Here is a 24,992-nt window from a genome sequence, read left to right on the forward strand (position 1 = left end):
CGCCACCCCATTACTATCTGCTCCCGAATATTCCCACCCCACCAACACAGGCAGTGGTCATGGCAGCAATCCGCATTCTAACCGGCAGCGTTTACGGGGGCGCCCTGCTGACAGCGCGCCGTATCAAGCAGGAACTGGAACCCGAAGGGCATACCGTCACAGTTCTGGAGAATCCAACTCTGGCCGATATCAGCGACAACCGCGATGCCTTGCTGGTATGCACCTCCACCACCGGCCAGGGGGAAGTCCCTGCCAACCTGTTACCGTTTTATCTGGATTTGCGCGAACAACTCCCCCAACAACCCGGCCGCCCCTTTGGCGTGATCGTGCTGGGCGACAGCTCCTATGGCGATACCTTTTGCGGTGCCGGAGACCTGATGGAGGAAGCGCTTTACGAAACCGGCGCCCGCAAGGTCGGCGACACCCTGCGGATTGATGCGCTGGAAACTCTGGAGCCGGAAGCCGAGGCCCTGCCCTGGGTACGGAATTGGATTAACGGCATTTGACCAATAATTACACAAGTTACCAAAAGTCTGCCGGTTACAGCTTGAGCCGCCCTAGACGACAGGCCATACTCAGGCCATAACGACAAGAACGGTAACCTGTGATTCTGATGCAACTGGCCCGACTCCTGGCAGCCCTGCTGATTCTTCTGGCGCTTTCGCTTCCCGCCATGGCTGCCAGTGATGGCTATATTCCAGTCATTGAGTACCTGAGACTGGCACCGGACGACCAACGCAGCCCGCAACAGGCCCTGGAATCCGGCGACTGGCAGATCCTGAACGAACAAACGCCTAATTTTGGTTACACCCGTGACCAGGTCTGGCTGAGGTTCCCCATCACCCGTCCCCAGACCACCAATCTCCTGGAGATCACCTACCCGCACCTCGACCGGATCGATTTCTATCTGTTACGGGACGGCGAAATCCAGCTGAACTACCAGACCGGTGACCGCATGCTGTTCTCGGAGCGCCCGGTGGAGCATCCGCATTTCCTGTTTCCGTTCCAGCTTGAAGCCGGTCACGACTACCGCATCTTGCTGAGAATCGACACCGACGGTGCCATGCAGGTGCCGCTACGGCTGTGGAACAATCGCAGCTTTTTCGAGAAGACCTCCGTAGAAAGCCAGGTTCACGCCCTGTACTACGGCATATTGATCACCGCCATCTGCTTCAACCTGTTTGTATTCCTGGCGCTCCGGGAGTCTATCTACCTCTATTATGTACTCTCGACTCTGGGCTACCTGATCCTGATCGGCACTCTGAACGGTATTACCTACCAGTTTATCTGGCCCGCGCTCCCTGGCCTGCAAAGCAACGCCATGGTCCTGTCCATACCACTGGCCTTGCTTTTCACACTCATGTTCGCCAGATCCTTTCTGAAACTGGAGCAATGCAGCCCCCAACTCGATCGACTCATACTCGGCACTATCCTGCTAAACGGCGCCCTGGCTCTTGCTCTTGCCACAACTGTGATTGACTATGGCACGGGTATCCGTCTGGCGGTCGCTCTGGCCATGCCGAGTTGCCTGCTGTTAACGGTTGTCGGACCGATACAGTGGGCCAGAGGCAATCCACAGGCGGTTTACTACACGCTGGCCTGGGGGGCCGTCACTCTGGGCAGTGCCATTACCGCCGCCAATAAGTACGGTCTGATTGCCACCAGCTTCTTCTCTGTGTATGGCATGCAGCTGGGCTCGGCCTTCCAGGCCATACTCCTGAGCCTTGCCCTTGCCATCCGGATATATCACGAACGCCAGGAGAAAGTGCTGGCCCAGGAGGCCGAACTGAAGGCGCTTGAAGCCCGACGCGCGGCCGAACTACGGCTGATGGACCAGGCCCTGCATCATCCGCTCACCGGTCTGCCTAACCGCAGCAGCTATGAAATGCGCCTGAACGAATTGATCCGGAGCCAGCGCGGCAAACGCTTCGGCGTGGTCATCATCCATCTGGACAACCTGTATGCGGTCACCAAGACCCTGGGCCACCGCAACACCGACCGCATACTGGAACTGGCCTCCAAACACTACAACGCAGTGATCAAGGATGTACCCGGCGCCATCTCCCTGGAGCAGGCGGACAACCGAACCTTCTTCCTGGCCAGCCTCGACCCACAAACCTTTGCCTTTGTGGTAGATGCCGACCAGGCGCTGTCGGTGCCCCGCATCGTTCTGCGCAGCATTGAAGAAATCCGCTATCCGGTGGATTTCCTTGGCATGCAGGTTCCTCTGAACCCGCAACTGGGCGTGGCTTTCTACCCGACTCATGGAAACGATGCCAACACCCTGATTCGCCGTGCGGTGATTGCCGAAGGTTCTGACCGCGCCCGAGACCGCGGAATTGCCTACTACAAATCCTCCCGGGATTCCTACAGCGCCGACCGACTGACCCTGGTCTCCGACCTGCGGCACGCCATTGATCACGACGAACTGACGCTGTTCCTGCAACCCAAGCTGTGCCTGCGAACCCGAGCCATTACCGGATTTGAGGCACTGATTCGCTGGCCAGGGCGGGAACAGCCGGTTCGGCCCGATGAAATCATCGCAGTGGCCGAACAGACCGGGCTAATCAAACCGCTGACGCGCTGGGTACTGAAAGAGGCGCTGGAAATGCGCGGGCGGCTGCTGGAGATCGGCTGGGATGCCGGAATCGCCGTCAACATCTCGCCCAACAATTTACGGGAACCGGATTTTGCCGTGTTCGTGCAACGGTTGATGCAAAGCTACCAGATCCACTCCGGGGCCATCACCTTCGAGGTCACGGAAACCTCCATGATGCAGGACCCCACCAATTCCCTGCGGGCGCTGAATGCGCTTGATGCCGCAGGCATTCCGCTCTCCATTGACGACTTCGGTTCCGGCTATTCGTCCCTGTCCTACATCAAGCAGTTGCCGGCTGGAGAAATCAAGATCGACCGTTCGCTGATTACCGATATCGCGGAACGAGAGCAGGACAGAGTGATCGTGCGCACCACCATCGATATGTGCCACAGCCTCGGCTACACCGTGGTGGCCGAGGGGGTGGAAGATGAGGAAACCCTGTCACTGCTGCACGACATGGGGTGCGATCTGGTACAAGGCTACTTCCTAACCCGACCGCTACCCTTTAACGAAATGGTTGACTGGCTCGGCAACTACAATCCTCAGGCCTTACGTTCCCGGATCAGTGCTTCCTGAGTGGTGGAGGCCACCAAAACACCATCCCGGGTAAAGAAATTGCCCCGATTGAAGCCCCTGCCCGCCGATGCACTCGGACTGTCCTTGTCATAAAGCAGCCAGTCATCCATACGGAAATCCCGATGAAACCAGATGGCATGGTCCAGGCTGGCAACCTGCATATTCTTGCTCATGAAGGTGCGCCCGTGAGGAGTCAGGGACGTTCCCAGAAAGGAGAAGTCAGAAGCATAAGTCAGCAGACACCGATGCAGTACCGGGTCATCCGGTAAAGGTCCGAGGGCCCGAAACCAGTTCTGGCGATGGGGCGGGCGCTTTTCCGGCTTGAATGGATTCATCGGGTCTACCGGACGGATCTCTATGGGCCGGTCACGGATCAGCATGTCCCGCATTTTCTCCGGCACTTTATCTGCGATCAGCTTGCCCCAGTCCTGCTCCGACTTGAGCGTATCGGGGTCCGGCGCTGCCGGCATGGCAACCTGATGGTCCAATCCGTCTTCTGCGACCTGGAACGACATGGAACCGGTCAGGATTTCCTTGCCGTCCTGACGGGCAATCACCCGGCGCACCGAGAACGTGCCGCCATCCCGAACCCGCTGAACTTCATAATCGATCGGCATGCTGTGATTGCCAGGGCGCAGAAAATAGGCGTGCAGGGAGTGGCAGAGGCGATTTTCGACGGTCCGGCTGGCCGCCATCAGGGCCTGCCCCAGAACCTGCCCCCCGAATACATGCGGAAAGCCCAGATCCTCACTGTCGCCCTGAAAATGATCGTCTCCGATCGGGGAAAGATCCAGCAACTCCACCAGTTTTCGGGTTACATCCAGCATGCGCGCTCCTGTCTTTTGTTAGCTCACGAACGGGTTTTCTACCCCAGACAGGAAAATTTCGCAACGGCTGAAACTGCCAAAGACGGCAATCGGCTACCAGCCAACCTCACTGGTAGCCGCAGGCTTCAGTCCCGGTGAATAGGAGGAACTTCCTTCGCCAGTGTCTGCTTTTCCAGAGCGAACCGGCCGGTCACTGCGAAGCCAAGCGTGTCGCCGTCCGGGCTCCGGAACAGGGCTTTGACATCAGCCCCGTCCTGCTCCACCTGCCATTCGCCCTCGGCATCCATCGGTGGTGGGCAGACTGCGGTCGGGCAACAGGGTGTTTTTACCATCACCGGCATGGTGCCGTAACTGACTTCCGTGCGCGTACCGGCCAGAGTTTTCGCCAGCGCCCGGGCACAGGCCATCAACGGCAGCACATAGAGCAGAACGCGCCCATCCACTTCGGCACAGTCGCCCAGGGCAAAGACATCCGGTGCGGACGTTTCCAGAGCCCGGTTCACCTGAATACCCCGGCCGGAACGGATCCCGGCTTCGCGGGCCAGTTCAGTGCGGGGGCGCAGCCCCACTGCAGAGACAACAAGGTCGGCCTGGAGTTGCTCACCATTACCGAGCGTCAGCTCGACACCACTGCCCTGCTTCTCTACCCGCTCAACCACCGTCCCCAAATGAAACCGCACCCCAAGCCTCTCCAGCTCGGCCTGCACGGCACCGGCGGCTGCCTCCGGCAGCAGGCTGGGCATCAGAGATGAGTCCGGGGCGATAACGTCCACTTCGTAGCCACCATTGCGCAGATCATTGGCAAACTCACACCCGATCAGGCCCGCCCCCATAATCGCGACCCGCTTGCCCTCGGCGAGGGCTTTACGGAAGGCACGGTAATCCATCAGGTCGTTGATGGAATGAACCCGGTCCTGCGCGTTACCATCCAGACTCAGGCGGATGACGTCGGCGCCCCAGGCCAGAACCAGCTTGGCATAACGTATGCGCTGGTCGCCCAGTTTGAGCTCATGGGCATCGGTATCAATGCCCGTAACCGTGGACCAAGGACGAATTTCCACTCCCAGTTGCTCGGCCATGGCCTCAGGGTTGGCCTGGGCCAGACCATCCGCGTCCTTGTCTTTGGTAAAGCCGGTCGACAACATAGGCTTGGAATAGCTGACGCCGTCGTCGGCAGTCACCATAATGACCGGGGTTTCCTTATCCAGTTTGCGAAATTCCCGTACCAGTGAGTAACCCGACAAACCGGTACCAACGATCACAATAGGTGTCTGCTCGGTCATGACTCTGTCCTGCCTTTAGCCGATTTCGATCATTTCAAAATCTTCCTTGCCCACACCGCAGTCCGGGCAAACCCAGTCCTCGGGCACATCTTCCCACTTGGTGCCGGGCTCAATACCGTCCTCCGGCCAACCCTCGGCTTCATCGTAAATCAGACCACACACCACACACTGCCACTTCTTCATAACTAACTCCCACCGATTTGTCTGCGAGGATATTATTGTCGAACAATAAAGCAATCAAGCAGAAGGGTCACAAAATGCGACCGAGTTCCAGCCGACCACCACTCACCCGATTGGCTGCCATCATAACCGCGACACCGGCATTGACCAATGCCAGCACCGACAGCCGGGGCCGGGGTTTTCTGCCAATAGCCATAATTACAGACATGGCAATACCGCCACGCCCCTCCCTTCGATCGCCCCACTTCGGTATAATCCGGCGTTTTGGACAGGACCCGATCGTTATGACCGATACCGTCGCTGAAATGAACCAGGTCATGGCAGACGCTGACTGCCTGGTTCCCGAAGAGCAGGTGCATACCGCCATCGACACCATGGCCAGCGCCATCACCGATCGCCTCAAAGACAGTAACCCGCTGTTGTTCTGCGTCATGAACGGCGGCCTGATCCTGACCGGTCAACTCCTGCCACGATTGAAGTTTCCGGTTCAGGCCGAATATCTGCACGCCACCCGTTACCGCCAGGAGACCACCGGCGGCATTCTGGAATGGAAACTTCAGCCGGAAGCCGACATGAAAGGCCGCACGGTTCTGATCGTCGACGACATCCTGGACGAGGGTACGACGCTGTGCGCCATTGCAGATTACTGCCTGGCCCATGGCGCCAGCGAGGTCCTGACTGCGGTGCTGGTAGACAAGGAGCACGATCGCAAGGCACGCCCCGGCCTGAAGGCAGACTTTACCGGCCTTTACGTTGAGGATCGATTCCTGTTCGGCTATGGCATGGATTATAAAGGCTATTGGCGCAACGCTCCGGGAATCTATGCCGTTAAAGGACTGTGACCCCCCCCCCGAGCTGAGCATACCTCCCACGTTCTGGTACCGGTCGCTGGTGGCGGCCGGCCTTTACTGTCCTGAGGTTCATGGCCCGGCCCGCTACTGGCTAACGGTGGAGGGATCGTTTACCCGGGCCCTGCAGCAAAAATGTCAGGAACGCTTTCACGTTGAGATTCTCAGGGAGGGTTTTTCGACCCCAACCCCTGAAGAGGCAAAGCGCCTGAACCTGGCACCGCGCCAGCTCGCCTGGGTCCGGGAAGTTCGCCTTTGCGGTGACGGCCGCCCGTGGGTGCTGGCCCGGACAGTTATCCCGCAGAACTGTCTGCATGGCCATGGCCGCCGCCTGCGCAATCTTGGCAACAAGCCCCTGGGCGCCTATCTGTTCAGCAGCCCGGAGTGGCAGCGGGGGCCTCTGGAAACAGGTCTCTGTAAAGTCCGTAGCAACGACCACCCTCGTCTTGCCCGCAGATCCCTATTCCACCGGGGTTCCTGCGCTCTTCTGGTGGAGGAATATCTTCTGCCCCGGTTATACCAGTCGCCCAGCCGGGGTTAACCCTACCGCTGCCGCTGGCTATAATCGGATGCACTCTCACGCATCAACACGCGGATACCAGCTCCTATGTTGCAGATCGCCCTGCCCACCCACATTCATACCCGCCTGGTTGATTACGCACGCCTGCTGCGCATCGACCGCCCGATCGGCACTTTGTTGCTGCTGTGGCCAACTTATTGGGCACTCTGGCTGGCGGCCAAGGGGGCCCCGTCATTTGCCAATCTGGTGATTTTCACCCTGGGCGTTTTCTTTATGCGGGCGGCAGGCTGTGCTATCAACGATTTTGCCGACCGGGACTGGGATCGCCATGTCAAACGCACCAAGGATCGCCCGCTCACCGCCGGCCGGGTCCGTGCCTGGGAAGCCGTCGCCCTGTTTGCCGGGCTATGCCTGGTGTCGTTTCTGATGGTGGTGCTGTTCACCAACACCCTGACCCTGTATCTGTCATTCGGTGGTGCACTGCTGGCCTTTATCTACCCGTTTATGAAGCGTTACACCCATTTGCCCCAGCTGTTTCTGGGCGCCGCCTTTTCCTGGGCCATTCCCATGGCCTGGGCAGCTGAGGCCAACCAGCTCAGTCAGCTCACTTGGTTGCTGTTTACCGCCAACGTGCTCTGGACGGTCGCCTATGACACCCTCTATGCCATGGTCGACCGGGATGACGACCTGAAAGTCGGCATAAAATCGACAGCCATCCTGTTTGGTGATGCAGATCGGGCGATCATTGCTCTGCTGCAGACCATGGTGGTGGTGATTCTGGTGATGGTGGGCCAGCGGGCGGAACTGGGCTCTTTCTATTATCTCGGTGTCGTGGCCATGGCCACGCTCTTCGTCTACCACCAGTACCTGGCCAGGGAGCGGAACCGGGAAGAATGCTTCAAGGCATTTCTCAATAACAACTGGGCCGGCTTTGCAGTGTTTCTGGGGCTGGCGTTGGATCTGGCGTTCTGACTACCCGCCCATGTCATATACTTGTAACAAAGACGCGTTGTAATGACTCGGCAACATTACAAGGGAGTGTGTTCGCACCTCTGATCAGAGAACTCCCGAGGTCTGACACAGGTTGATGTATATGAGTGGAAAAACTGTCCTGATCGTCGATGACGAAGCGCCTATCCGTGAAATGATTGCTGTCGCGCTCGAAATGGCGGATTACGACTACCTGGAGGCAGCGGATGCCCGTGAAGCCCATGCCCTGATTATCGACAAGCAACCAGACCTGATCCTGCTGGACTGGATGCTGCCGGGCACCAGCGGTGTCGAACTTGCGCGCCGGCTGAAGAAAGAAGAGGCCACCGCCGATATCCCTATCATCATGCTGACCGCCAAGGTGGAAGAGGATAACAAGATTCAGGGCCTGGAAGTCGGTGCCGACGATTACATCACCAAGCCGTTCAGCCCACGTGAGCTGGTAGCCCGCCTGAAAGCGGTTCTGCGTCGTGCCACACCGCCGGGTGTCGACAGCCCCATCGAAGTGGACGGTCTTACCCTGGACCCGATCGGCCATCGTGTGACCACGGTCGACGGTGCCATTAATATGGGCCCGACCGAGTACCGCCTGCTGCAATTCTTTATGACTCACCAGGAACGGGTCTATACTCGGTCTCAACTGCTGGATCAGGTCTGGGGCGGCAACGTGTATGTCGAGGAACGCACCGTCGATGTTCACATCCGCCGCCTGCGCAAGGCGCTGGGAGACAGGTACGATCATCTGATTCAGACCGTGCGGGGAACGGGCTACCGGTTTTCCACCAAAGTGGCCTGATTTACTCCCTGACGACAGCCCCGGACCGCCCCTCATCGTCCGGCGATCACGGCATCAGCGCCGGCAACACGACAAGGCAGTAGTGGATGCAACACAACTGGTCCCGTTACCTGAGACTGATCATCACCGCGCTCGCAGGCACCACACTGGTGGGGTTCTATTTCGGCGAGCCGCTCTACGGGCTGCTGGTGGGACTTGTTGCCTATCTCTGGTGGACCCTGATCCAGGCCCGGCGCCTGTACCAGTGGTTGGGCAATCCCAGCGCTTCCGATGAGGCTCCCCAGAGCATCGGCTTGTGGGGTGATATCTTCGACAACCTGCACAAGCTGAACCAGAACCACCTGATGACCCAGGATCGCCTGCGGGCCCGTATCAACCGGGTTCAGGAATCCACCAACGCCATGCGCGACGGCGTTATCATGACCGATGCCCGTGGCGCCATGGAGTGGTGGAACGGCTCAGCCGAATACCTGCTGGGTTTCCGCCGCAGCACCGATCAGGGTCAGTACATCCATAACCTGATCCGCAACCCGGCATTCAAGGCCTATTTCGATACCCGGGATTACCGCGAGCCCCTGGAAATCAACTCGCCAGCCAAGCCCCACATCCATCTGCAGATCCAGATCAGCCTGTTCGGCGACGATGACCGCCTGATCGTGGCCAAGGATGTCACCCGGCTGTATCAGCTTGAACAAATGCGGCGCGACTTTGTCGGCAACGTTTCCCATGAAATGCGCACGCCGCTGACCGTGATCAGTGGCTACCTTGAAACCCTGGTAGATCATGGCGACGAGCTGCCACCCAAGTGGCGCCGGGCCATCAATACCATGGCGGCACAGGCATCACGGATGGAGGCCCTGATTACAGACCTGATTCTGCTGTCCCGCATCGAGACCGGCGAACACACCGTGGACGACACCCTGACCGATGTCGATGCCCTGCTGAACCAGATCTGTCACGATGCAAGGGCCCTGAGCGGCGACAAGGGCCACCAGATCAGTGTCCAGATCAGCGACCACCGCCTGCTGCAGGGCGATGAAAGCCAGCTACGCAGTGCGTTTTCCAACCTGGTGTTTAATGCGGTGAAATACACGCCGGCCGGCGGAGCCATCGCGGTTGTCTGGAGCACCAATCGCGACGGCGCCCACCTTTCGGTGAAGGATACCGGCATCGGCATTGACCCGATCCACATCCCCAGGCTGACCGAACGGTTCTATCGCGCCGATCCCAGTCGCCACAAGGATACCGGCGGAACCGGCCTGGGCCTGGCTATCGTCAAGCATGTGCTGATCAATCACGACGGCAATCTGGAAATTCGCAGCAAAGTCGGCGACGGCAGCGAATTTATCTGCCATTTTCCAAGGGAGCGCCTGGTCGAACGGATTCCCGAACAGGTTCCGGAGGACTGAGGCGCCCTCGTTTAACGGTTTGAGGCCCGGAACCTGGCCACGAACCGTGACAGGTCCTCCAGCTTCTTCGGGTCTTCATCCACGAAGCGGATAGTGACACTGACAAAGTCGGTATCCTGGCGCTTATCCACCGCCTGCAGCTGGTGCACGTAACCGTTCAGGCGAGCCATCTGACCATCCCCCATGTCGATATCCACCACGGCCTGATCAAGAATACCCGGGAATTCCTGATCCCGCTTGGCGATCACCCGTACTTCCGTCAGGTTTATGTCCTTGACCACCGACTTCAGGGTACTGTCGGAAAACCTTACAGATGCCATACTCATGGCACCACGAGCCTGAGGCTTGCCTGCAGCCGCTTTAGCGCTACCGGCATTCAGCAGCGGGTTATCAGCCGCGGGTTCAGGCTTTGAGGCTTCCGGCCTTGGTGCCGGCGCCTCCCGCTTCTGGGTGAGCAGGGTGGCGGATTCCTTGAACGCATCCGCCGGCCCCTCCAGTGATTTGCCGCTGCGATCCATGGCGTCCTTCAGGCGGCGGCCCATTACCTTGATGATTTTCTTGCTCAACCCCTCCGGGCTAAAAGGCTTGCCCAGGTATTCAGACACCCCTTCCTTGACCGCTTCAATCACATGGTCCTTGTCGCCGCGACTGGTGATCATGATGAATGGTACCTTCTGGTACTGCGGTTGCTGGCGCATCCACTGCAGCAGTTCCAGCCCGGACATCTCCGGCATTTCCCAGTCACACAGCACCAGGTCAAAACTGGTTCTGGACATCAGGGACTGGGCCCGCCGGCCATTCTGGGCATCCGTGGTTTCGATGACGGGAAAGCGCTGGCGCACTGTCCGTTTCACCAGATCTCTCACAAAACTGGCGTCATCGACCACCAGCGCCTTCAGTGTTGCCATAACGACATCCGCTCCGGATTCTACTCATGCTCCAACTATAGAACATCCCGGTCTTGACGTGACCGGAGTGCTACAAAAAGACGACAAAACCGGAGTGCGACAAGAAGATTCCCAACCAAAAAAACACGCGGCACTGTAGGCTATGGCGGTATTTTCCAACACGGAAAACGCGCTAACATGGCAGCCAACGCCTTAATGACTCTATTGCGAGGATTCCCGTGCCCAACCTGACCTTCCGGACTGCCATTCGCCGCTCCCTGGTGGCGATTTCCCTGAGCACGCTGGCGCTGGTTGCCAGGGCAGAAACCGAGACAACCAACACACCGGGGTTTGAGCAGTGCAAACAGGCACTCGGAGAGAAAGCCGTCGCCGCCGGTGTGCGTGAATCCACGGTGCAGTCGGTGATGGCCGGCGTGGTGCACCTCGACAGAGTGATTGAGCTGGACCGGAGACAGCCCGAATTTACCACCACCTTTGCCGATTACCTGAACCGACGGGTTAACGACACCCGGGTCGGCAAAGGCCGCGAATTGCTGGCCGAACACCGTGAACTCCTGAACCGCGTGACCGCGGAAACCGGCGTTCCGGCCCCCTATCTGGCGGCATTCTGGGGCCTGGAAACCAACTATGGCAGCTACTTCGGCAAGATGCAGGTGCCCAGCGCCCTCGCCACCCTGGCTTGCGATGCCCGGCGCAGCAGCTTTTTCACCGAACAGTTGATCGCCGCATTGCGCATTATTGACGAAGGCGCCATTCCGGCTGACCAGATGGAAGGTTCCTGGGCCGGTGCCATGGGCCATGTTCAGTTCATGCCGACGGTATTCCTGAAACACGCGGTCGACGCCGATGGTGATGGGCGCCGGGATCTCTGGAACAGCCTTCCAGACGCCATGATGTCTGCCGGTCGTTTTCTTCAGTCCATGGGTTGGGATGGCGACTATCGCTGGGGGCGAGAGGTGCTGTTACCCGACAACTTTGATTTCAGTCTGGCCGATGGTCGTCGTCTGCCCCTGGCAGACTGGCGCAAGATGGGCATCACCGATGCCTTCGGTAACCGCCTGGCCAACGAGCCCATTGAGGCGGCCCTGATCGTGCCCAGCGGCCACCAGGGCCCGGCCTTCCTGGTTTACAGTAATTTCCGGGTGATCATGGGCTGGAACCGGTCCGAGTTCTACGCCATTGCCGTTGGCCATCTGGCAGACCGGATTGCCGGCGCCGGAAAGCTTCAGAACCCACCACCGGAGGATCAGCCCGCGCTGTCACGGAATCAGGTGCTGGAGCTTCAACAGGCACTGAATGACAAAGGCTACCCGAGCGGCGAACCCGATGGCATCCTGGGCTCCAACACCCGCAAGGCCATTCGCGCGTACCAGAGAGCGGAAGGCCTGGTGGCTGACGGCTTCCCCTCCGAACAGGTATTAGCGGCTCTCGGGGTTTACAGCGGCTCCTGAAAACGTCCAACTTTTTTACACTTAAAGAAGCGAAAAACTATAAGGAATTGTATTTCATAGACAAAAAATACTGGCACGCATTTAGCTAAACACCTTAGCAGCGCCTGGCCATTTCCAGGCAAACCTACAACTGTGAGTAGTAAGGTGTGAACAATGCGTAAATTAATGAAAGGAATCGTAGCGGCGGTCACTTTTGGATTCGCCGCAACTGCCTGGGCCTTCCCGGTCGATCTTGATTCTGTATCAGGATCTTGGGGTACACCAAGCAATGGCAGCAACATTCAAGGCGTTGGTACGGATACACTCCAATGGGGCACTGGCGAGAAGACCTGCTCTGGTCCGTGGTGGTGGCAGACATGCTCAAATGGACCTCAAAGTGGCTTCAGCTTTCAGGGACCGGCCAATCTGCCACAAACCATCACCTCAAACGACCCATTTGTGTTGGGAACCTTTACACATTTCAACAACCGGATTACCGGTGAAAGCATCACCGGCGTGAGCCTGGATGTATTCGCCACCTTCTCCACAACGGTAAGCAACAACACGGTAACCGGCCCCTATACCTTTGACTTCATTCACAACGAAACACCGAATGTCGGTCAGGAATGCTGGTGGGTATTCTGCTGGAGCGTCGAACAGGACGTTGATGATGTCGTTATTCTTGACAACATGATCGAGAGTTCCGAGTTCCAGTTCGGCTCCAACATCTATTCTCTGTCTCTGCTTGGCTTTGCCAATGGCCTGAATGAAATTGAAACCCAGGAAGGCAAGGCAACCTCTGTCGATCTGCTGGCCAAGCTGAACGTTCGCTCCGTTCCGGAACCCGGCACTCTCGCGCTGCTGGGCCTCGGTCTGGCCGGCCTGGGACTGGCGCGCCGCCGTAAGGTCTGAGCAATCCCCTCTTCGCCGGCAGTACCCTGTGCTGCCGGCGATTCCTACCTCCCGTGATCTGAATCCCGAATCCGCGCATAATACTGGTATCACCCAGTCACCACGAATCGGGACATTATGGACTCCATCACACAGGCCGCCCTTGGCGCTTCCATTGCGGGCGCGGTTGCCGGCAAAACCCTGGGGCGATCGGCCCTTCTTACCGGTGCGTTGCTCGGCACATTACCCGACCTGGATGTGGTCATCGACTATGGCACAGCCGTTGCCAACTTTACCCAGCACCGGGGGTTCAGCCACTCTCTGTTTATTCTGGCACCACTGTCTCTGCTTATCGCCTGGGGCCTGTGGCGCTGGAAACCGCTCATTTCCTATCAGCGATGGCTGGCACTGGTTGGCCTGATCCTGATCACGCACCCGTTGCTGGATGCCTTTACCACCTACGGCACCCAGCTGTTCTGGCCCATTGGCCCGCCCGTGGCGATCAACAGTATCTTTATCATTGATCCGCTCTATACCTTGCCACTGCTGGCAGGATGCCTGGCCTTTCTGTATCGACCGCCAGCGTCGAGAACCGTTGCCGCCGGATTGCTTATTTCCAGCCTTTATCTCGGCTGGACCCTGGTTGCACAACAGATCATCACCGATCGGGTGCGACCAGCGCTGGCGAACGCCGGTATGGAGCAGGCAGCCCTGATGGTTCAACCCATGCCATTCAACACTGTACTGTGGCGCGCCACGGCAGTCAGTGCAGAGCAAAGAATCGAAGTGGTGACCGGCTTTCTTGATGCCAGCGGTGAGCTGGTGCTGGAGCGCTTCCCGCGGCAACCAGAGCTTGCCCGCCTTGTCGCCGAGCTGCCGGAAGCCCAGCGACTGGAATGGTTTACCGGTGGTTTTCTGGACTACCAGCAGAACGGCACTCAGATAACCGCAACGGATATCCGGCTGGGCATACCCGGCGCTCACCCTTTCACCTTCATCCTGGCTGAAACCGCCGAAGACGGACTGCAGCCGCTGGCCAGCGATCGTCTGCCCCGCCCGGCGCTTAACCGGGCCGCACTGCCCCTGTTGTGGGATCGAATGACCGGCCAGGTGCCGGTACTGTGCCTGGCGACCCTATCCGTTCCCAACCAGGGGAGCTCTTGCTGATGCGGCTGGACCAGTATCTGGCGAACGCTACAGAACTTTCCCGCAAGGAGGCAAAAAAGGTGGTGTCGGCGGGGCGTGTGAAGGTGAACGGAGAAACTTGTCGGCAAGCCAACCGCCGGGTGGAGGCCGAACAATCTGTTCATCTTGACGGTACGCCGGTTACCTTACCTGGCGATATCTACCTGATGATGCATAAACCCGCCGGAGTGCTCAGTGCCACCACCGACAGCAGCCAGCCAACGGCACTCGACCTGCTGCCCCGCGGCCTGGCCAGTCGGGTTCATATCGCCGGGCGGCTGGACAAGGACACCACTGGCTTGCTGTTGCTGACCAGTGATGGCCAATGGTCCCACGCGGTCACATCCCCTCGGCGGGAATGCCGCAAAAGCTATCGGGTCTGGCTGGCTGAGGCTATCCCGGAACAGGCCTGCCGGGCACTTGAGAAGGGAGTCATGCTGAACGGTGAAACCACAGAGACCAGACCCGCCGAAGTTCGTGTACACAACAACCAGCTGATCGACCTGACCATCGGCGAGGGCCGTTACCACCAGGTCAAACGGATGCTGGCGGCGGTTGGCAATCGTGTTGAGGCCCTGCACCGTTTCCGTATCGGCAGCATTGAACTGGATGATAAGCTGGCGCCCGGAGAATTCCGGGCACTGACCTCTCAGGAAATCCGCTCAGTAACAGAGTGAAGGCCTCGGCCTAGGCGCGCTCAAACCTCTGGGCTTCCAGATTTTTCCGCACCGAACCTGCCTCAAACACCTCGCCATTCATGGCAATGTAGACCCCCGCCGGTAACAGCGACACCGCAGCCCAGGCAAAGCCAACGTTGAAGGTAGCATCGCTGCGCCGCATGCGCGCAGGTTGCATGGCGCCCGTCAGCACAATCGTGCGATCGGCTACCGATTTCAGAACCTCGGCGGTCTGCGCCATGGTATCGGTGCCATGGGTAATCAGGATACGCTGGCTGGCCGAAGCCTTGACTGCTTCCAGAATGGTTTGGCGGTCCGCATCGGTCAGCTCCAGGCTGTCCTTGCGCATCAGGGGGCGAACCTCATAGCCGTCATGGATGTTGGATTCCGTCAACAGTTCCGGCAACAGGCTGGCCCCGATTTCAAACTTGCTGTTGGCATCAAAATAGACCTTATCGATGGTGCCACCGGTGGTCAGTATCTCAATCATGGTCTGAGCTGTTCCTTTATTGTGAGGACGCCGTGGTGGTTCGAGACTGTTCTGCCTCTGCCGCCATCAGAGCTGAATTTTTTTCCTGTGCATAACGCTTCGCGGCCGGCGCCACCGAGCCTGGTTGACCCGTGGCAAGCCAGCGCTTGATTCGGCCGGCATCCCCCATCGGAGACCGGGTACCCAGAGAGTCCAGCAAAACCGTGATCACGGGCGTTCCGTTCATCTCCGACACCATCACCAGACAACGCCCCGCCTCTGTCAGGTATCCGGTTTTACTCAGGCTCACGCCCCAGCTGTCCCGATGCACCAACGCATTGGTATTGCCAAACGACAGGCTGTACCGGGGCTTGCGGAACTCGGCCCGGTAGTAGCCGGTGGTCGAGGCTTCACGAATTTCGGGATGCTTGAGCGCAGCACGCGCCAGGATTACCAGATCCGCTGCCGTGGACACATTGCCGGTAGAGAGACCGGTCGGGTCAACAAATCGGGTCTGAAGCATCCCCAAGGCTTTGGCTTTGGCGTTCATCTCGGCCACAAAACCGTCAAAGCCGCCGGGATAAGTACGTGCCAGAGTGTAGGCAGCAAAGTTCTCGGATGACATCAGGGCTATCCGCAGCACGTCGCGGCGCCGAAGCTGAGAGCCCACCCGGATCCTGCTCCAGGCGTTCGCAGCAGCCTCGACATGACGCTTCTCGAAGGTCAGCCACTCGTCCATATCCTGTCCCGATTCCACCACCACGAGTGCCGTCATCAGCTTGGTGATCGACGCCACCGGTACCGGACGATCGGCGTGCTTACCGAACAGCAGACCCTCTTTGCCAACTTCGGCCGCCGCTGCCTGCACCGACGCCAGGTTCGGAACCCGCTCCGTACTGGCAGCACTCTGGCAGGACACCGCCAGGAGAAAGACGACAACAGTGAGAAATACGGAGTAACGCATGGTGAACTACCTGCCTCTTAGGCCTTAACTGGGAATTGATCGATAGCGCGAACTATATCAGCGCACATGGGCCGGGCGCAGGTCTCATTTTCAATCATGCGTTTTAAACAGCAAATGCAAAAAATCTTAAATTCATGTAAAATATTAGTCAAATCAATTCGTTACATATCGTTAATCATTGTAACCAGAGTGTAACGGTGCCGCTTTTCAGTTTCAGGATGCGTTCAGGATGGACTCTCCGTCGCTCGGCCAGACTGTCTCCAGGGAAACCCGCTCGGGCAGATTACCGGCGTGGCTGCACCAGTCATTTCCGTTTGTCATCCTTCTCCTGGCCATCACGTACGGACTTGCCACCACCTTCTGGCAGGAACTGCCGACCCTGTCGGTCAGTCCTTCGGTTCAGACCGACAGCTCCGCAACCGGCCCCCGGATCGCTGGCCAGATCGAATATCTAATCCACCCTCTGGGCAAAGTACTGCAAGACAAACTCTGGCAATCCCAAGCCTGGAGCCGCACGGATACCGGCTATTCCGGAATCGGCTACCCCTACAAGCCCTCCACGTTCCGGCTGACACTTGAGAACCCGGCGTCAGAACCTGCGACCAGCCAGGTGACGGTGCCCGCACCCTACCTGGATCACCTGCAGCCGGCCCTGATTCACCCGGACGGCCAGATTGAACGCCTGCCTGCGATGGGCGATCGATATCCCTTCGATCAACGCTACCTGGCGTTGCCGCAGTGGGTCTGGCCAGTCACACTGCAGCCGGGCACCACCACGCTGCTGATGGAAGTACAGAATCACGGCCCGGTGTTGTTGCCGGTCACCCTGTCAGACAGCGCTGAGGCGCTCGGCGCTGGCACTGCCATCACCGCCTGGAAATCGTTTGTCACCGGCCTGTTGGTGTTTGCCCTGTTACTCAACCTCAGCATCGTCGCCAAGCTTCGCCGACCGGGACTGGCCTGGTTGAGTGTGCTGATGATCAGCGTTATCTACAGTCAGCTGGTGATGGACGGCCTGGGGCTGTGGCTGATCTGGCCGGCGCTGCCAGAGCTCAACGCCCTGCTCAACATCAGTCTGCCCCTGTGTCTGATCGCGCTTTGCGAATTTACCCCGCATTTTCTCCAACTGGCCCGCACTGAGGCCCGGATACTCCGGGCCTTCAGCCTCCTTGCCGGAGCGCACCTCCTGGCTGCACCTCTGGGGTTCCAGTTCCTGGGACAACACGCTTTCCTGATGAGCAGCGCCATCGGCGGGTTGTTCATCTTTGTCCTGAGCCTGCGCCAGCTGAACAGCCACGTTTACGCCCGCTACTATGCCTTGTCGGTACTGGCGATCGTGATCGGGGCTGTCACCTCATCGCTTCGTACCGTTGGCTGGTTGCCCGTAAATGCGTTGACTGACTCTGCTTTTTTCCTGGGCGCCGCAACCGGCTCCCTGATCCTGACCAGTGGTGTGGGCAAACTGCTGCTGGAAGAACGCAAGAAACGCATGAGCTCAGACATACGGGTGCAGGAGGAACAGAAACTCCGGACCAGCATCGAGCGTGATTATGACCGTTTACTGAAAACCCACAGGGTAACCGGCAAGCCCAATCGGCCCATGCTGGAGGAAACCCTGGGCGCTCTGGACTGCCATAAAACCCCCTACACCCTGTGCATGATTCGCCTGGCCCGGTTCAATGAACTGGAACAGGCCCTGGGCTACCGTGCCGCAGAAGAGCTCCTGAAGCAGTATCTCCGGCAACTCAACCGATATCTCAAGCAAACAGTGGGCGATCAACTGGTGATGATCAACGGGTACAGCGTGGCTACCCTGGACACCGTCAACCATGCCTTTGCGCTGTTGCGCCATCCCGACGAGACGCTGGAGAGACAACGCCTGCAGGCCATCAGCCGCTGGTTGTCCGAGAATTTCCGCGAGGGGCGCTTTTCATTTTCCTGGGCCGCCTCGATTGGCGTCGCCCACGCCCCGGAACACGGTGCGGAACCGGCCGGCGTACTCGCCTGTGCCGGCTTTGCTTCACTGGACGAAAGCCTGCCGCTGGTGGTTTATGATCCGGCCATTGCCGAATGGCAATACCGCCAGCAAATGCTGATGCTGGATGTAGAACAAGCGCTGCGTTCCGGCGAAATGTGGCTGGAGTACCAGCCCAAGATCAACATCCGCGATGGCCGGATTGGCTCATTGGAAGCCCTGATTCGCTGGCAGCACCCAGAATTCGGCAGGATATCGCCCAGCCAGTGGATTCCCCTGGCCGAGGAAGTGGGGATCATTCACACGGTTACACTCTGGGTGCTGGACCGTGCCTGCAGGGACAGCCATCAGCTCCGTGAACAGTATGGCCGCGATATCACCGTAGCTGTGAACATTTCCGCCAAGGACCTGGCCCACAGCCTGTTCCACGAGGAGGCAGGTGCCATCGTTCGACGGCACAAGCTGGAACCGGCCAATGTCAGCCTGGAGATTACTGAAACCGCCATGATGACCGATCCGGACACGGCCCGCAGTACCATCCGGACCCTGAGCGCGATGGGCTTCCGGATTGCACTGGATGACTTCGGGTCCGGCCACTCGTCACTCGGAGCCCTGGCACAGTTCGAGCTGGATGAGCTGAAAATCGACCGGAGTTTCCTGGAGGGTGTGCTGGATTATCCCTCAAGACAGAAAATTCTGCGTGCGGCCCTGGAGCTGGGCACAGCCCTGGATCTGGATGTGGTGGTCGAAGGCGTGGAAGACGAAACCATCGCCCTCTGGCTACACCAGTTCCCGGGCTTGCATGGGCAGGGCTATTACTGGGGCCGCCCGTTCAGCCTGGAGCACAAAAACCGTTAACTGCCGATTATTACCGTTCCACTGCCAACGGTGACACCGCCGCAGGATACAGCACCACCGGTAACTGCAGCCGGCTTGCCATTGATCATCACGGTGCCGGAACCGGCCGCAATGGCCCGGGGATGGGGCGGGTGCTTGGGCTTCGAATGGGGTTGCAGCGGATCGCCTACCCGGGCAACCGGTTTGCCGTCAACGAGAACATCGGGGGAACCGGCAATCACCGGTGTGGGCGGAAATCCCGCATGGTCCATACCGAGATCGCCCAGCAATACAATGGCCTTACTCATGGATTGATTCCTTTCATCATTGAGTCCTGGGTTGCCATCCTATACCGAAATCCGCCCGGACCCAAGTCCCGCACCAGCTCAGTGCATGCTAAAAGATGCAGATACGACTGACCTGCATCAAGGGGGCTGACGGCGGTCCGTTTTACACTTCCTTCACACTCATCAGCCATGGAGGCCGTCATGTCATCGCCCACTGAACCCGTTCAGGCACCCAACGACGCAACACCAGGCTCAGCCTTCCAGTGCTGGCAGCAGGGCTATGGCGTTATCCGGCACTCCGAGCAGACCTCCGCCAGAGTCCGGGAACTGGCCGGCAAACTGGTCAGCGCCGGGCACCAACCGGATGAAGACACGGTTTACCGGAAGCTCATTGCCCTGGACCGGCTCGCCAGCGCCGGCTTGTGGTTGGTGGTGCACATGACCTATTGCAACCGGGTGGACATTGCCGGCGCGCCCCTGGTCGCCCAGGATTTCAAGGCCTCGCCGGAAGGCCATACCGGAGGCGCCCTGAACATGGTGCCTGCCTACGCGGCCTATCTGGCCCTCAACAATCTGACCGGAACAACCCGCAGCTGGCTGATGGGGCAAGGGCATTGCGTGGCCGCCGTGGATGCCCTCAACGTGCTGACCGGCAACCTGCATCCCGAGCAACGCACCCGGTACCTGGCGCCTGAGGGACTATCTCGACTGGCATCCGACTTCTACAGCTATCGCCAGAAACCGGACGGCACGATGGCCGCTCCCTTGGGCAGCCACGTAAACCCCCATACCGCCGGGGGCATTATCGAAGGCGGCTACCTTGGGTTTGCAGAGCTGCAGTACGCACATATGCCTCTGCCCGGTGAATCTCTGGTGGCCTTCCTTTCCGACGGCGCCGCCGAAGAACAGCGCGGAAGTGACTGGATACCCCGATGGTGGCGCGCCGAGGACTGCGGACTGGTCTTGCCGGTGATGATTGCCAATGGCCGGCGCATTGAACAACGAACCGAGCTTGGTACCCGTGAGGGCCTGGAACGGTTTGAGCAGCACCTGCAGCACCGGGGCTTTGATCCGGTACGATTCGACGGCCGTGACCCCGCCGCCTTTGTCTGCGCCATGTATGACATGGAGCAGGCTCTTGCAGCCCATGGCGCCGCAGCTCAAAAAGGTGAGACCAGCTACCCGGTTCGCATACCCTACGGCATCGCCGAGACCGTAAAAGGCTATGGTTTCTTTGGCGCCGGAGAAAACGCAGCGCACAATCTGCCTCTGCCGGGTAGTCCACGCATGGATGCCAGATCCCGGGAGCTGTTCAATGAGTATGCAACGCCGCTATGGGTAAAACCGCAGGAGCTGAACCTGGCGGTATCTGAGCTGAATGAACACAGCCAACAGGGCCGGCCACTTGAGCGGGATCACCCGCTGGCGCTTCGCCGCCCCTCGGAACCTGCCATTCCGGTTTTGCCCTGGGCTCAGAACAAATGCTCACCCATGACTGCCGTTGATGAATTCTTCAAGGCTCTGGTCGCGGACAACCCGGAACTCCGGCCCCGGGTCGGCAACCCGGACGAACTCGCCAGCAATCGACTCAAAGGCGTGCTCGACAGCCTCAAGCACCGCGTGAACGACCCGGAGAACGAGGCCGAGTCAGTACACGGCAAGATCATTACGGCACTGAATGAAGAGGCGGTCGTCTCTGCCTGCCTGGCCAATAAAGCGGGATTGAATCTGGTGGCCAGCTACGAAGCCTTCTGCGTGAAAATGCTCGGCGCTATCCGCCAGGAGTTGATCTTCGCCCGACATCAGAAAGAAGTGGGCCGGCCACCCCAATGGCTGGGACTGCCAGTGATTGCCACCTCGCACACATGGGAAAACGGCAAGAACGAGCAATCCCACCAGGACACCAGCTTCTGTGAGGCTTTACTGGGAGAAATGAGCGATGTCTCCCGGGTGATTTTCCCGGCTGACTACAACAGCGCCCTGGCGATTCTGCCATCGGTTTACCGGGAGCGGGGCCGCATCAGTTGCCTCGTTATCCCGAAACGGGAGCGCCCGTGCGTCTTCAACGGCAGCGAAGCCGAAGCACTGGCAAAACACGGCGCACTGGTGGTGGACGAGGATACCTCAGCTGGCGAAGAACCCCTGCTGCTGATTGCCAACGGCGCCTATCAGCTTTCCGAAGCCATACGGGCCTGCGAGCGTTTGCGCGAGACCGGCACACCGTTCCGGCTGGTCTATCTGCAGGAACCGGGGCGCTTCCGCCAACCCCGGGATCCGATGGAAGCGGCCTCCTGCCTGACCGAGTTTGAGCGTGAGCGCCTTTTCCCTCATCGCATGCACCGGCGGGTCGCCCTGACCCATATGCGGCCGGAAGTGTTCCGCGGACACCTGCACACACTGTTCCCGCAGCCCGGACAATCCCGGGTGCTGGGTTATATCAACCGGGGCGGCACCCTGAATGAAGCAGGCATGCTGTTCGCCAACCGCTGCTCATGGGGCCATGCCCTGGCGGCCTGCGCCGAGGTGATGGACAAACCTCCCGGAGAATGGCTCTCCAGCGCCGAACTGGCCGCTGTGGACGGCCGGGGGGATCCGGGAGTGATTACCCGCGGGCTGCCTTGAGCCGGTTACGTATCGCGGTTTCCAGCTCCAGCACCACCAGGACCACGACACCGGCCACCACGGAAAATGCCAGCTGCTCCAGGCTCAGTGCGGCGGTGGTAAAGGTGTGCTGGAACCAGGGCAGATAGGTGAACAACAGCTGCAGCACCACCACCGCCGCGATCGCTGCCAGCACAACGGGCGTGCCGAGTACCCCCCGCAGGGTAATTGAGGCGCTATCAAGATAACGCACCGCAAACAGGTAAAAGACCTCCATCGCCACCAGGGTGTTGACCGCTAATGTGCTGGCCAGCACCGGATCCTGATGGCGATGCATCACCCAAAACCAGGCCGCGAAGATACCCACCAGAAACAGCAAGGAAACAAACGCTACCCGCCAGACCACAAAACCCTGCAGCAAGGATTCATCCCGTGGTCTGGGAGGTTGCCGCATGACTCCGGGCTCGGGCGGTTCAAACGCCAGGGTCATGGCCAGCAGCACCGAGCTGACCATATTCACCCAGAGAATCTGCAAGGCGGAAATGGGCAGCGTGAGCCCTAGCAACAAGGCGGTGATCAGGCTGACGGATTCACCCCCGTTAATCGGGAGCATGAAGGCAATGCCCTTACGCAGGTTAGTGTAAACCGTGCGCCCTTCCCGGACAGCCGCGGCAATGCTGGCAAAGTTGTCATCCAGCAGCACCACCGATGACGCCTGCCGGGCCGCTTCCGAGCCCTTTACCCCCATGGCAATGCCAACATCCGCCCGCTTCAGCGCCGGTGCATCGTTGACGCCATCACCGGTCATGGCCACCACACCGTGCAGTGCCTGCAGCGCTTTCACTAACCGAAGTTTGTGCTCGGGGCTGGTGCGGGCAAACACATCCACCTCTCCGGCCAGACTCCGGAGCTGATCTTCATCCAGGTCATCGAGCTCTTTGCCGGTGAGTACCCGGTCGGCATTACGCAGCCCGAGTTTTCGGGCAATGGCACCGGCCGTCAGGGCGTGGTCGCCGGTAATCATCTTCACCCGAATACCGGCATCGTGGCACTCTTTGATAGCGCAGATAGCCTCCTGCCGGGGCGGATCCAGCAAGCCCACCACCCCCAGCAATTCAGCGCCCTGTTCCAGCTCCTCCAGCACCAGTTCCCGGCTGCCTTTCGCCATTGGCCTGCGCGCCAGTGCCAGCACCCTCAGGCCTTCGGAAGCCATTTCCGTGATGATCCGTTCCCAGTGCTCCGTGCTCAGCGGCTCTGTTCCACCGTCGGTGGATACCTGGTGCGCACACATGGCCAGAATCCGTTCCGGAGCGCCTTTGAGATAGGCAATACCGTGACCGTGGTGGTCGTGATGCAATGTGGCCATGAACTGTATGCGGGTATCGAAGGGAACCTCATCAACCCGTGGCCAGGCGGAGGCACTGTCCACATGATCAAATTCCGCCTTGCCGGCAAACACTTTCAGCGCGGCTTCCATGGGGTCACCATGAATAGAAGGCTGCCCGTCTTTGCCAATAATGCTGGCGTCGTTACACAGTGCCGCCGCCCGGGCAAGCTCAGCCAGCACCCCATCGCCGGTGACCGGCTGCCCCTCCCGGCAGACCATGCCATCGCTACCATAACCTTCGCCGGTAATCTCATAGCGCTCACCGGAGGTCACAGCGGTAGTCACCATCATTTCGTTACGGGTGAGCGTGCCGGTTTTGTCAGAGCAGATGACTGAAACCGCGCCCAGGGTTTCGATCACCGGCATCCGGCGTACCACCGCCTTGCGACGCGCCATCTGGCGCACACCAATGGCAAGGGTAATGGTGAGAATGGCAGGCAAGCCTTCAGGAATGGCTGCCACCGTCAGGCCCACCACCGCCATGAACAACTCCCGGAATTCCAGGCCACTGAACACCAGACCGCCAAAAAAGATGAGAATGCCGGTCGCGATGACAATCAGAGAAAGCCCCCGCGCAAACCGGTCCATCTGTTCCAGCAGCGGAGTTTTAAGACTGGTGGTATCAGCCAACAGGCCGGAAATGCGGCCGATTTCGGTATGTATACCGGTACGTACGACAACGCCCCGGGCGGTGCCTGTGGCCACCATGGTGCCGGAGAACGCCATGCCAGTCTGGTCGCCGAGGGCCGACTGCTCGTCCACCGGGTCGGGGAACTTGTCCACCGCCTCGGATTCGCCCGTCAGGATAGCTTCCTCAATCTTGAGGTTGTTGGTTTTTTCCAGGCGAAGATCGGCGGGCACACGGTCACCAGCCTCCAACAGCACCGTATCACCTGGTACCAGATCGCCGGCATCCACCTGATGCTGGCCGCCGGCCCTGACAATGCGGGCGCGGGGAGCCAGCATATGACGGATAGCGGACAATGCCTGCTCGGCCCGACCTTCCTGGATAAAGCCGACCAGGGTCTGGACAATCACCACCGCCAGAATCACCCCGGCGTCGACCCAGTGTCCGAGAGCACCGGTGATGGCCGCTGCGGTCATCAGTACATAAATCAGGAAATTACGTAACTGGCGACCGAGCCGGGCCAGGGGGCCGGACGCCCTACCCTCTGGCAACTGGTTGGGACCAAACCTCTCATACCTGGCCCGCGCACTTTCGTCGGTCAAAGGCTCCGGCGCTTCCAGAAGAACCCGCGCCTGTTCTGCGGCCAGGGCATGCCAGGCCTGAGACTGTGCGCCCCCGGCCACTGTCCGCTTTGAACCTGGCGTGCTGACATCTGACATATCCCT

At 59.4% G+C, this 24,992-nt stretch carries 22 protein-coding genes; 13 read left to right on the plus strand and 9 right to left on the minus strand.

Translation table 11 applies throughout. The features are described from left to right. Positions 1 to 59: 59 nt before the first annotated feature. Positions 60 to 506 (plus strand): flavodoxin, encoded by a 447-nt coding sequence (locus ACF8YQ_RS16590; protein ID WP_206853685.1) that lies wholly within the window; start codon positions 60 to 62, stop codon positions 504 to 506. Positions 507 to 613: 107 nt separating this feature from the next. After that, positions 614 to 3,175, plus strand: coding sequence for an EAL domain-containing protein (locus ACF8YQ_RS16595; protein ID WP_396623325.1), 2,562 nt, complete (start codon positions 614 to 616; stop codon positions 3,173 to 3,175). On the opposite strand, the gene tesB is transcribed toward ACF8YQ_RS16595, so the two are convergent. The 4 genes from tesB to ACF8YQ_RS16615 all read right to left on the minus strand — a co-directional run bounded on the left by tesB (position 3,142) and on the right by ACF8YQ_RS16615 (position 5,673). Then, entirely contained in the window at positions 3,142 to 4,002 is an 861-nt protein-coding gene (gene tesB, locus ACF8YQ_RS16600) for an acyl-CoA thioesterase II (RefSeq protein ID WP_278800059.1), read from the minus strand. The genes ACF8YQ_RS16595 and tesB overlap by 34 nt on opposite strands. A 125-nt stretch (positions 4,003 to 4,127) precedes the next feature. After that, positions 4,128 to 5,285 carry an NAD(P)/FAD-dependent oxidoreductase gene (locus ACF8YQ_RS16605; RefSeq protein ID WP_011787000.1) on the minus strand — a complete coding sequence of 386 codons (1,158 nt, stop codon included), beginning with the start codon at positions 5,283 to 5,285 and terminating at the stop codon, positions 4,128 to 4,130. A 15-nt stretch (positions 5,286 to 5,300) separates the two neighbouring features. Next, positions 5,301 to 5,468, minus strand: a complete 168-nt coding sequence (locus ACF8YQ_RS16610) for a rubredoxin (protein WP_008173532.1) — start codon at positions 5,466 to 5,468, stop codon at positions 5,301 to 5,303. A 67-nt stretch (positions 5,469 to 5,535) separates the two neighbouring features. Further along, the gene (locus tag ACF8YQ_RS16615) at positions 5,536 to 5,673 is read right to left on the minus strand and encodes a hypothetical protein (RefSeq protein WP_396622041.1); all 138 of its coding nucleotides are present in this window, start codon (positions 5,671 to 5,673) and stop codon (positions 5,536 to 5,538) included. Between the two features lie 76 nt (positions 5,674 to 5,749). Between ACF8YQ_RS16615 and ACF8YQ_RS16620 the strand changes: the two genes are divergently transcribed. From ACF8YQ_RS16620 to phoR, 5 genes are all read left to right on the plus strand, one after another. Next, on the plus strand, positions 5,750 to 6,307 hold the full coding sequence (locus tag ACF8YQ_RS16620; RefSeq protein WP_396622042.1) for a hypoxanthine-guanine phosphoribosyltransferase: 558 nt from the start codon (positions 5,750 to 5,752) through the stop codon (positions 6,305 to 6,307). After that, positions 6,288 to 6,854, plus strand: coding sequence for a chorismate--pyruvate lyase family protein (locus tag ACF8YQ_RS16625; protein ID WP_396622043.1), 567 nt, complete (start codon positions 6,288 to 6,290; stop codon positions 6,852 to 6,854). Before ACF8YQ_RS16620 ends, ACF8YQ_RS16625 begins: the two co-directional genes overlap by 20 nt. A 66-nt stretch (positions 6,855 to 6,920) precedes the next feature. Then, positions 6,921 to 7,805 carry a 4-hydroxybenzoate octaprenyltransferase gene (gene ubiA, locus ACF8YQ_RS16630; protein ID WP_226596036.1) on the plus strand — a complete coding sequence of 295 codons (885 nt, stop codon included), beginning with the start codon at positions 6,921 to 6,923 and terminating at the stop codon, positions 7,803 to 7,805. 121 nt (positions 7,806 to 7,926) lie between these two features. Further along, complete coding sequence (gene phoB / locus ACF8YQ_RS16635) at positions 7,927 to 8,619, plus strand: phosphate regulon transcriptional regulator PhoB (RefSeq protein ID WP_011787004.1); 693 nt, start codon at positions 7,927 to 7,929, stop codon at positions 8,617 to 8,619. Between the two features lie 86 nt (positions 8,620 to 8,705). Then, positions 8,706 to 10,028 (plus strand): phosphate regulon sensor histidine kinase PhoR, encoded by a 1,323-nt coding sequence (gene phoR / locus ACF8YQ_RS16640; RefSeq protein WP_396622044.1) that lies wholly within the window; start codon positions 8,706 to 8,708, stop codon positions 10,026 to 10,028. Positions 10,029 to 10,039: 11 nt separating this feature from the next. Here the strand turns inward: phoR and ACF8YQ_RS16645 are convergent, their stop codons facing one another. Continuing rightward, the gene (locus ACF8YQ_RS16645) at positions 10,040 to 10,936 is read right to left on the minus strand and encodes a response regulator (RefSeq protein WP_022993202.1); all 897 of its coding nucleotides are present in this window, start codon (positions 10,934 to 10,936) and stop codon (positions 10,040 to 10,042) included. A gap of 218 nt (positions 10,937 to 11,154) precedes the next feature. Between ACF8YQ_RS16645 and ACF8YQ_RS16650 the strand changes: the two genes are divergently transcribed. The 4 genes from ACF8YQ_RS16650 to ACF8YQ_RS16665 all read left to right on the plus strand — a co-directional run bounded on the left by ACF8YQ_RS16650 (position 11,155) and on the right by ACF8YQ_RS16665 (position 15,119). Further along, a complete protein-coding gene (locus ACF8YQ_RS16650; protein ID WP_224850478.1) occupies positions 11,155 to 12,387 on the plus strand; it encodes a lytic murein transglycosylase in 1,233 nt (410 codons plus the stop codon). A 153-nt stretch (positions 12,388 to 12,540) separates the two neighbouring features. Then, positions 12,541 to 13,278, plus strand: coding sequence for a THxN family PEP-CTERM protein (locus ACF8YQ_RS16655; protein WP_224850477.1), 738 nt, complete (start codon positions 12,541 to 12,543; stop codon positions 13,276 to 13,278). 117 nt (positions 13,279 to 13,395) lie between these two features. After that, entirely contained in the window at positions 13,396 to 14,424 is a 1,029-nt protein-coding gene (locus ACF8YQ_RS16660) for a metal-dependent hydrolase (RefSeq protein ID WP_396622045.1), read from the plus strand. Next, the gene (locus ACF8YQ_RS16665) at positions 14,424 to 15,119 is read left to right on the plus strand and encodes a pseudouridine synthase (protein ID WP_396622046.1); all 696 of its coding nucleotides are present in this window, start codon (positions 14,424 to 14,426) and stop codon (positions 15,117 to 15,119) included. The genes ACF8YQ_RS16660 and ACF8YQ_RS16665 overlap by 1 nt, the downstream gene beginning before the upstream one ends. Before the next feature lie 10 nt (positions 15,120 to 15,129). Here ACF8YQ_RS16665 and ACF8YQ_RS16670 read toward each other — a convergent pair whose 3' ends face one another. Both ACF8YQ_RS16670 and pbpG read right to left on the minus strand, forming a co-directional pair. Next, entirely contained in the window at positions 15,130 to 15,609 is a 480-nt protein-coding gene (locus ACF8YQ_RS16670; RefSeq protein WP_396622047.1) for an asparaginase domain-containing protein, read from the minus strand. Between the two features lie 16 nt (positions 15,610 to 15,625). Continuing rightward, positions 15,626 to 16,552, minus strand: coding sequence for a D-alanyl-D-alanine endopeptidase (gene pbpG / locus ACF8YQ_RS16675; RefSeq protein ID WP_396622048.1), 927 nt, complete (start codon positions 16,550 to 16,552; stop codon positions 15,626 to 15,628). Positions 16,553 to 16,781: 229 nt separating this feature from the next. Here pbpG and ACF8YQ_RS16680 point away from each other — a divergent pair, with 229 nt between their 5' ends. Next, positions 16,782 to 19,385, plus strand: coding sequence for an EAL domain-containing protein (locus ACF8YQ_RS16680; protein WP_396622049.1), 2,604 nt, complete (start codon positions 16,782 to 16,784; stop codon positions 19,383 to 19,385). Here ACF8YQ_RS16680 and ACF8YQ_RS16685 read toward each other — a convergent pair. Next, positions 19,382 to 19,672, minus strand: a complete 291-nt coding sequence (locus ACF8YQ_RS16685) for a type VI secretion system PAAR protein (protein WP_273031757.1) — start codon at positions 19,670 to 19,672, stop codon at positions 19,382 to 19,384. The genes ACF8YQ_RS16680 and ACF8YQ_RS16685 overlap by 4 nt on opposite strands. Positions 19,673 to 19,852: 180 nt before the next feature. On the opposite strand from ACF8YQ_RS16685, the gene ACF8YQ_RS16690 reads away from it, so the two are divergent. Beyond that, positions 19,853 to 22,273: a xylulose 5-phosphate 3-epimerase gene (locus ACF8YQ_RS16690; RefSeq protein ID WP_396622050.1), complete on the plus strand. Its 2,421-nt coding sequence runs from the start codon at positions 19,853 to 19,855 to the stop codon at positions 22,271 to 22,273. On the opposite strand, the gene ACF8YQ_RS16695 is transcribed toward ACF8YQ_RS16690, so the two are convergent. Continuing rightward, entirely contained in the window at positions 22,254 to 24,986 is a 2,733-nt protein-coding gene (locus tag ACF8YQ_RS16695) for an HAD-IC family P-type ATPase (RefSeq protein WP_226596044.1), read from the minus strand. The two genes, ACF8YQ_RS16690 and ACF8YQ_RS16695, sit on opposite strands and share 20 nt — an antisense overlap. Positions 24,987 to 24,992: the final 6 nt, after the last annotated feature.

Origin of the sequence: Marinobacter sp. W-8 (assembly GCF_044342215.1) — a bacterium.
GTDB classification, from domain to species: domain Bacteria; phylum Pseudomonadota; class Gammaproteobacteria; order Pseudomonadales; family Oleiphilaceae; genus Marinobacter; species Marinobacter nauticus.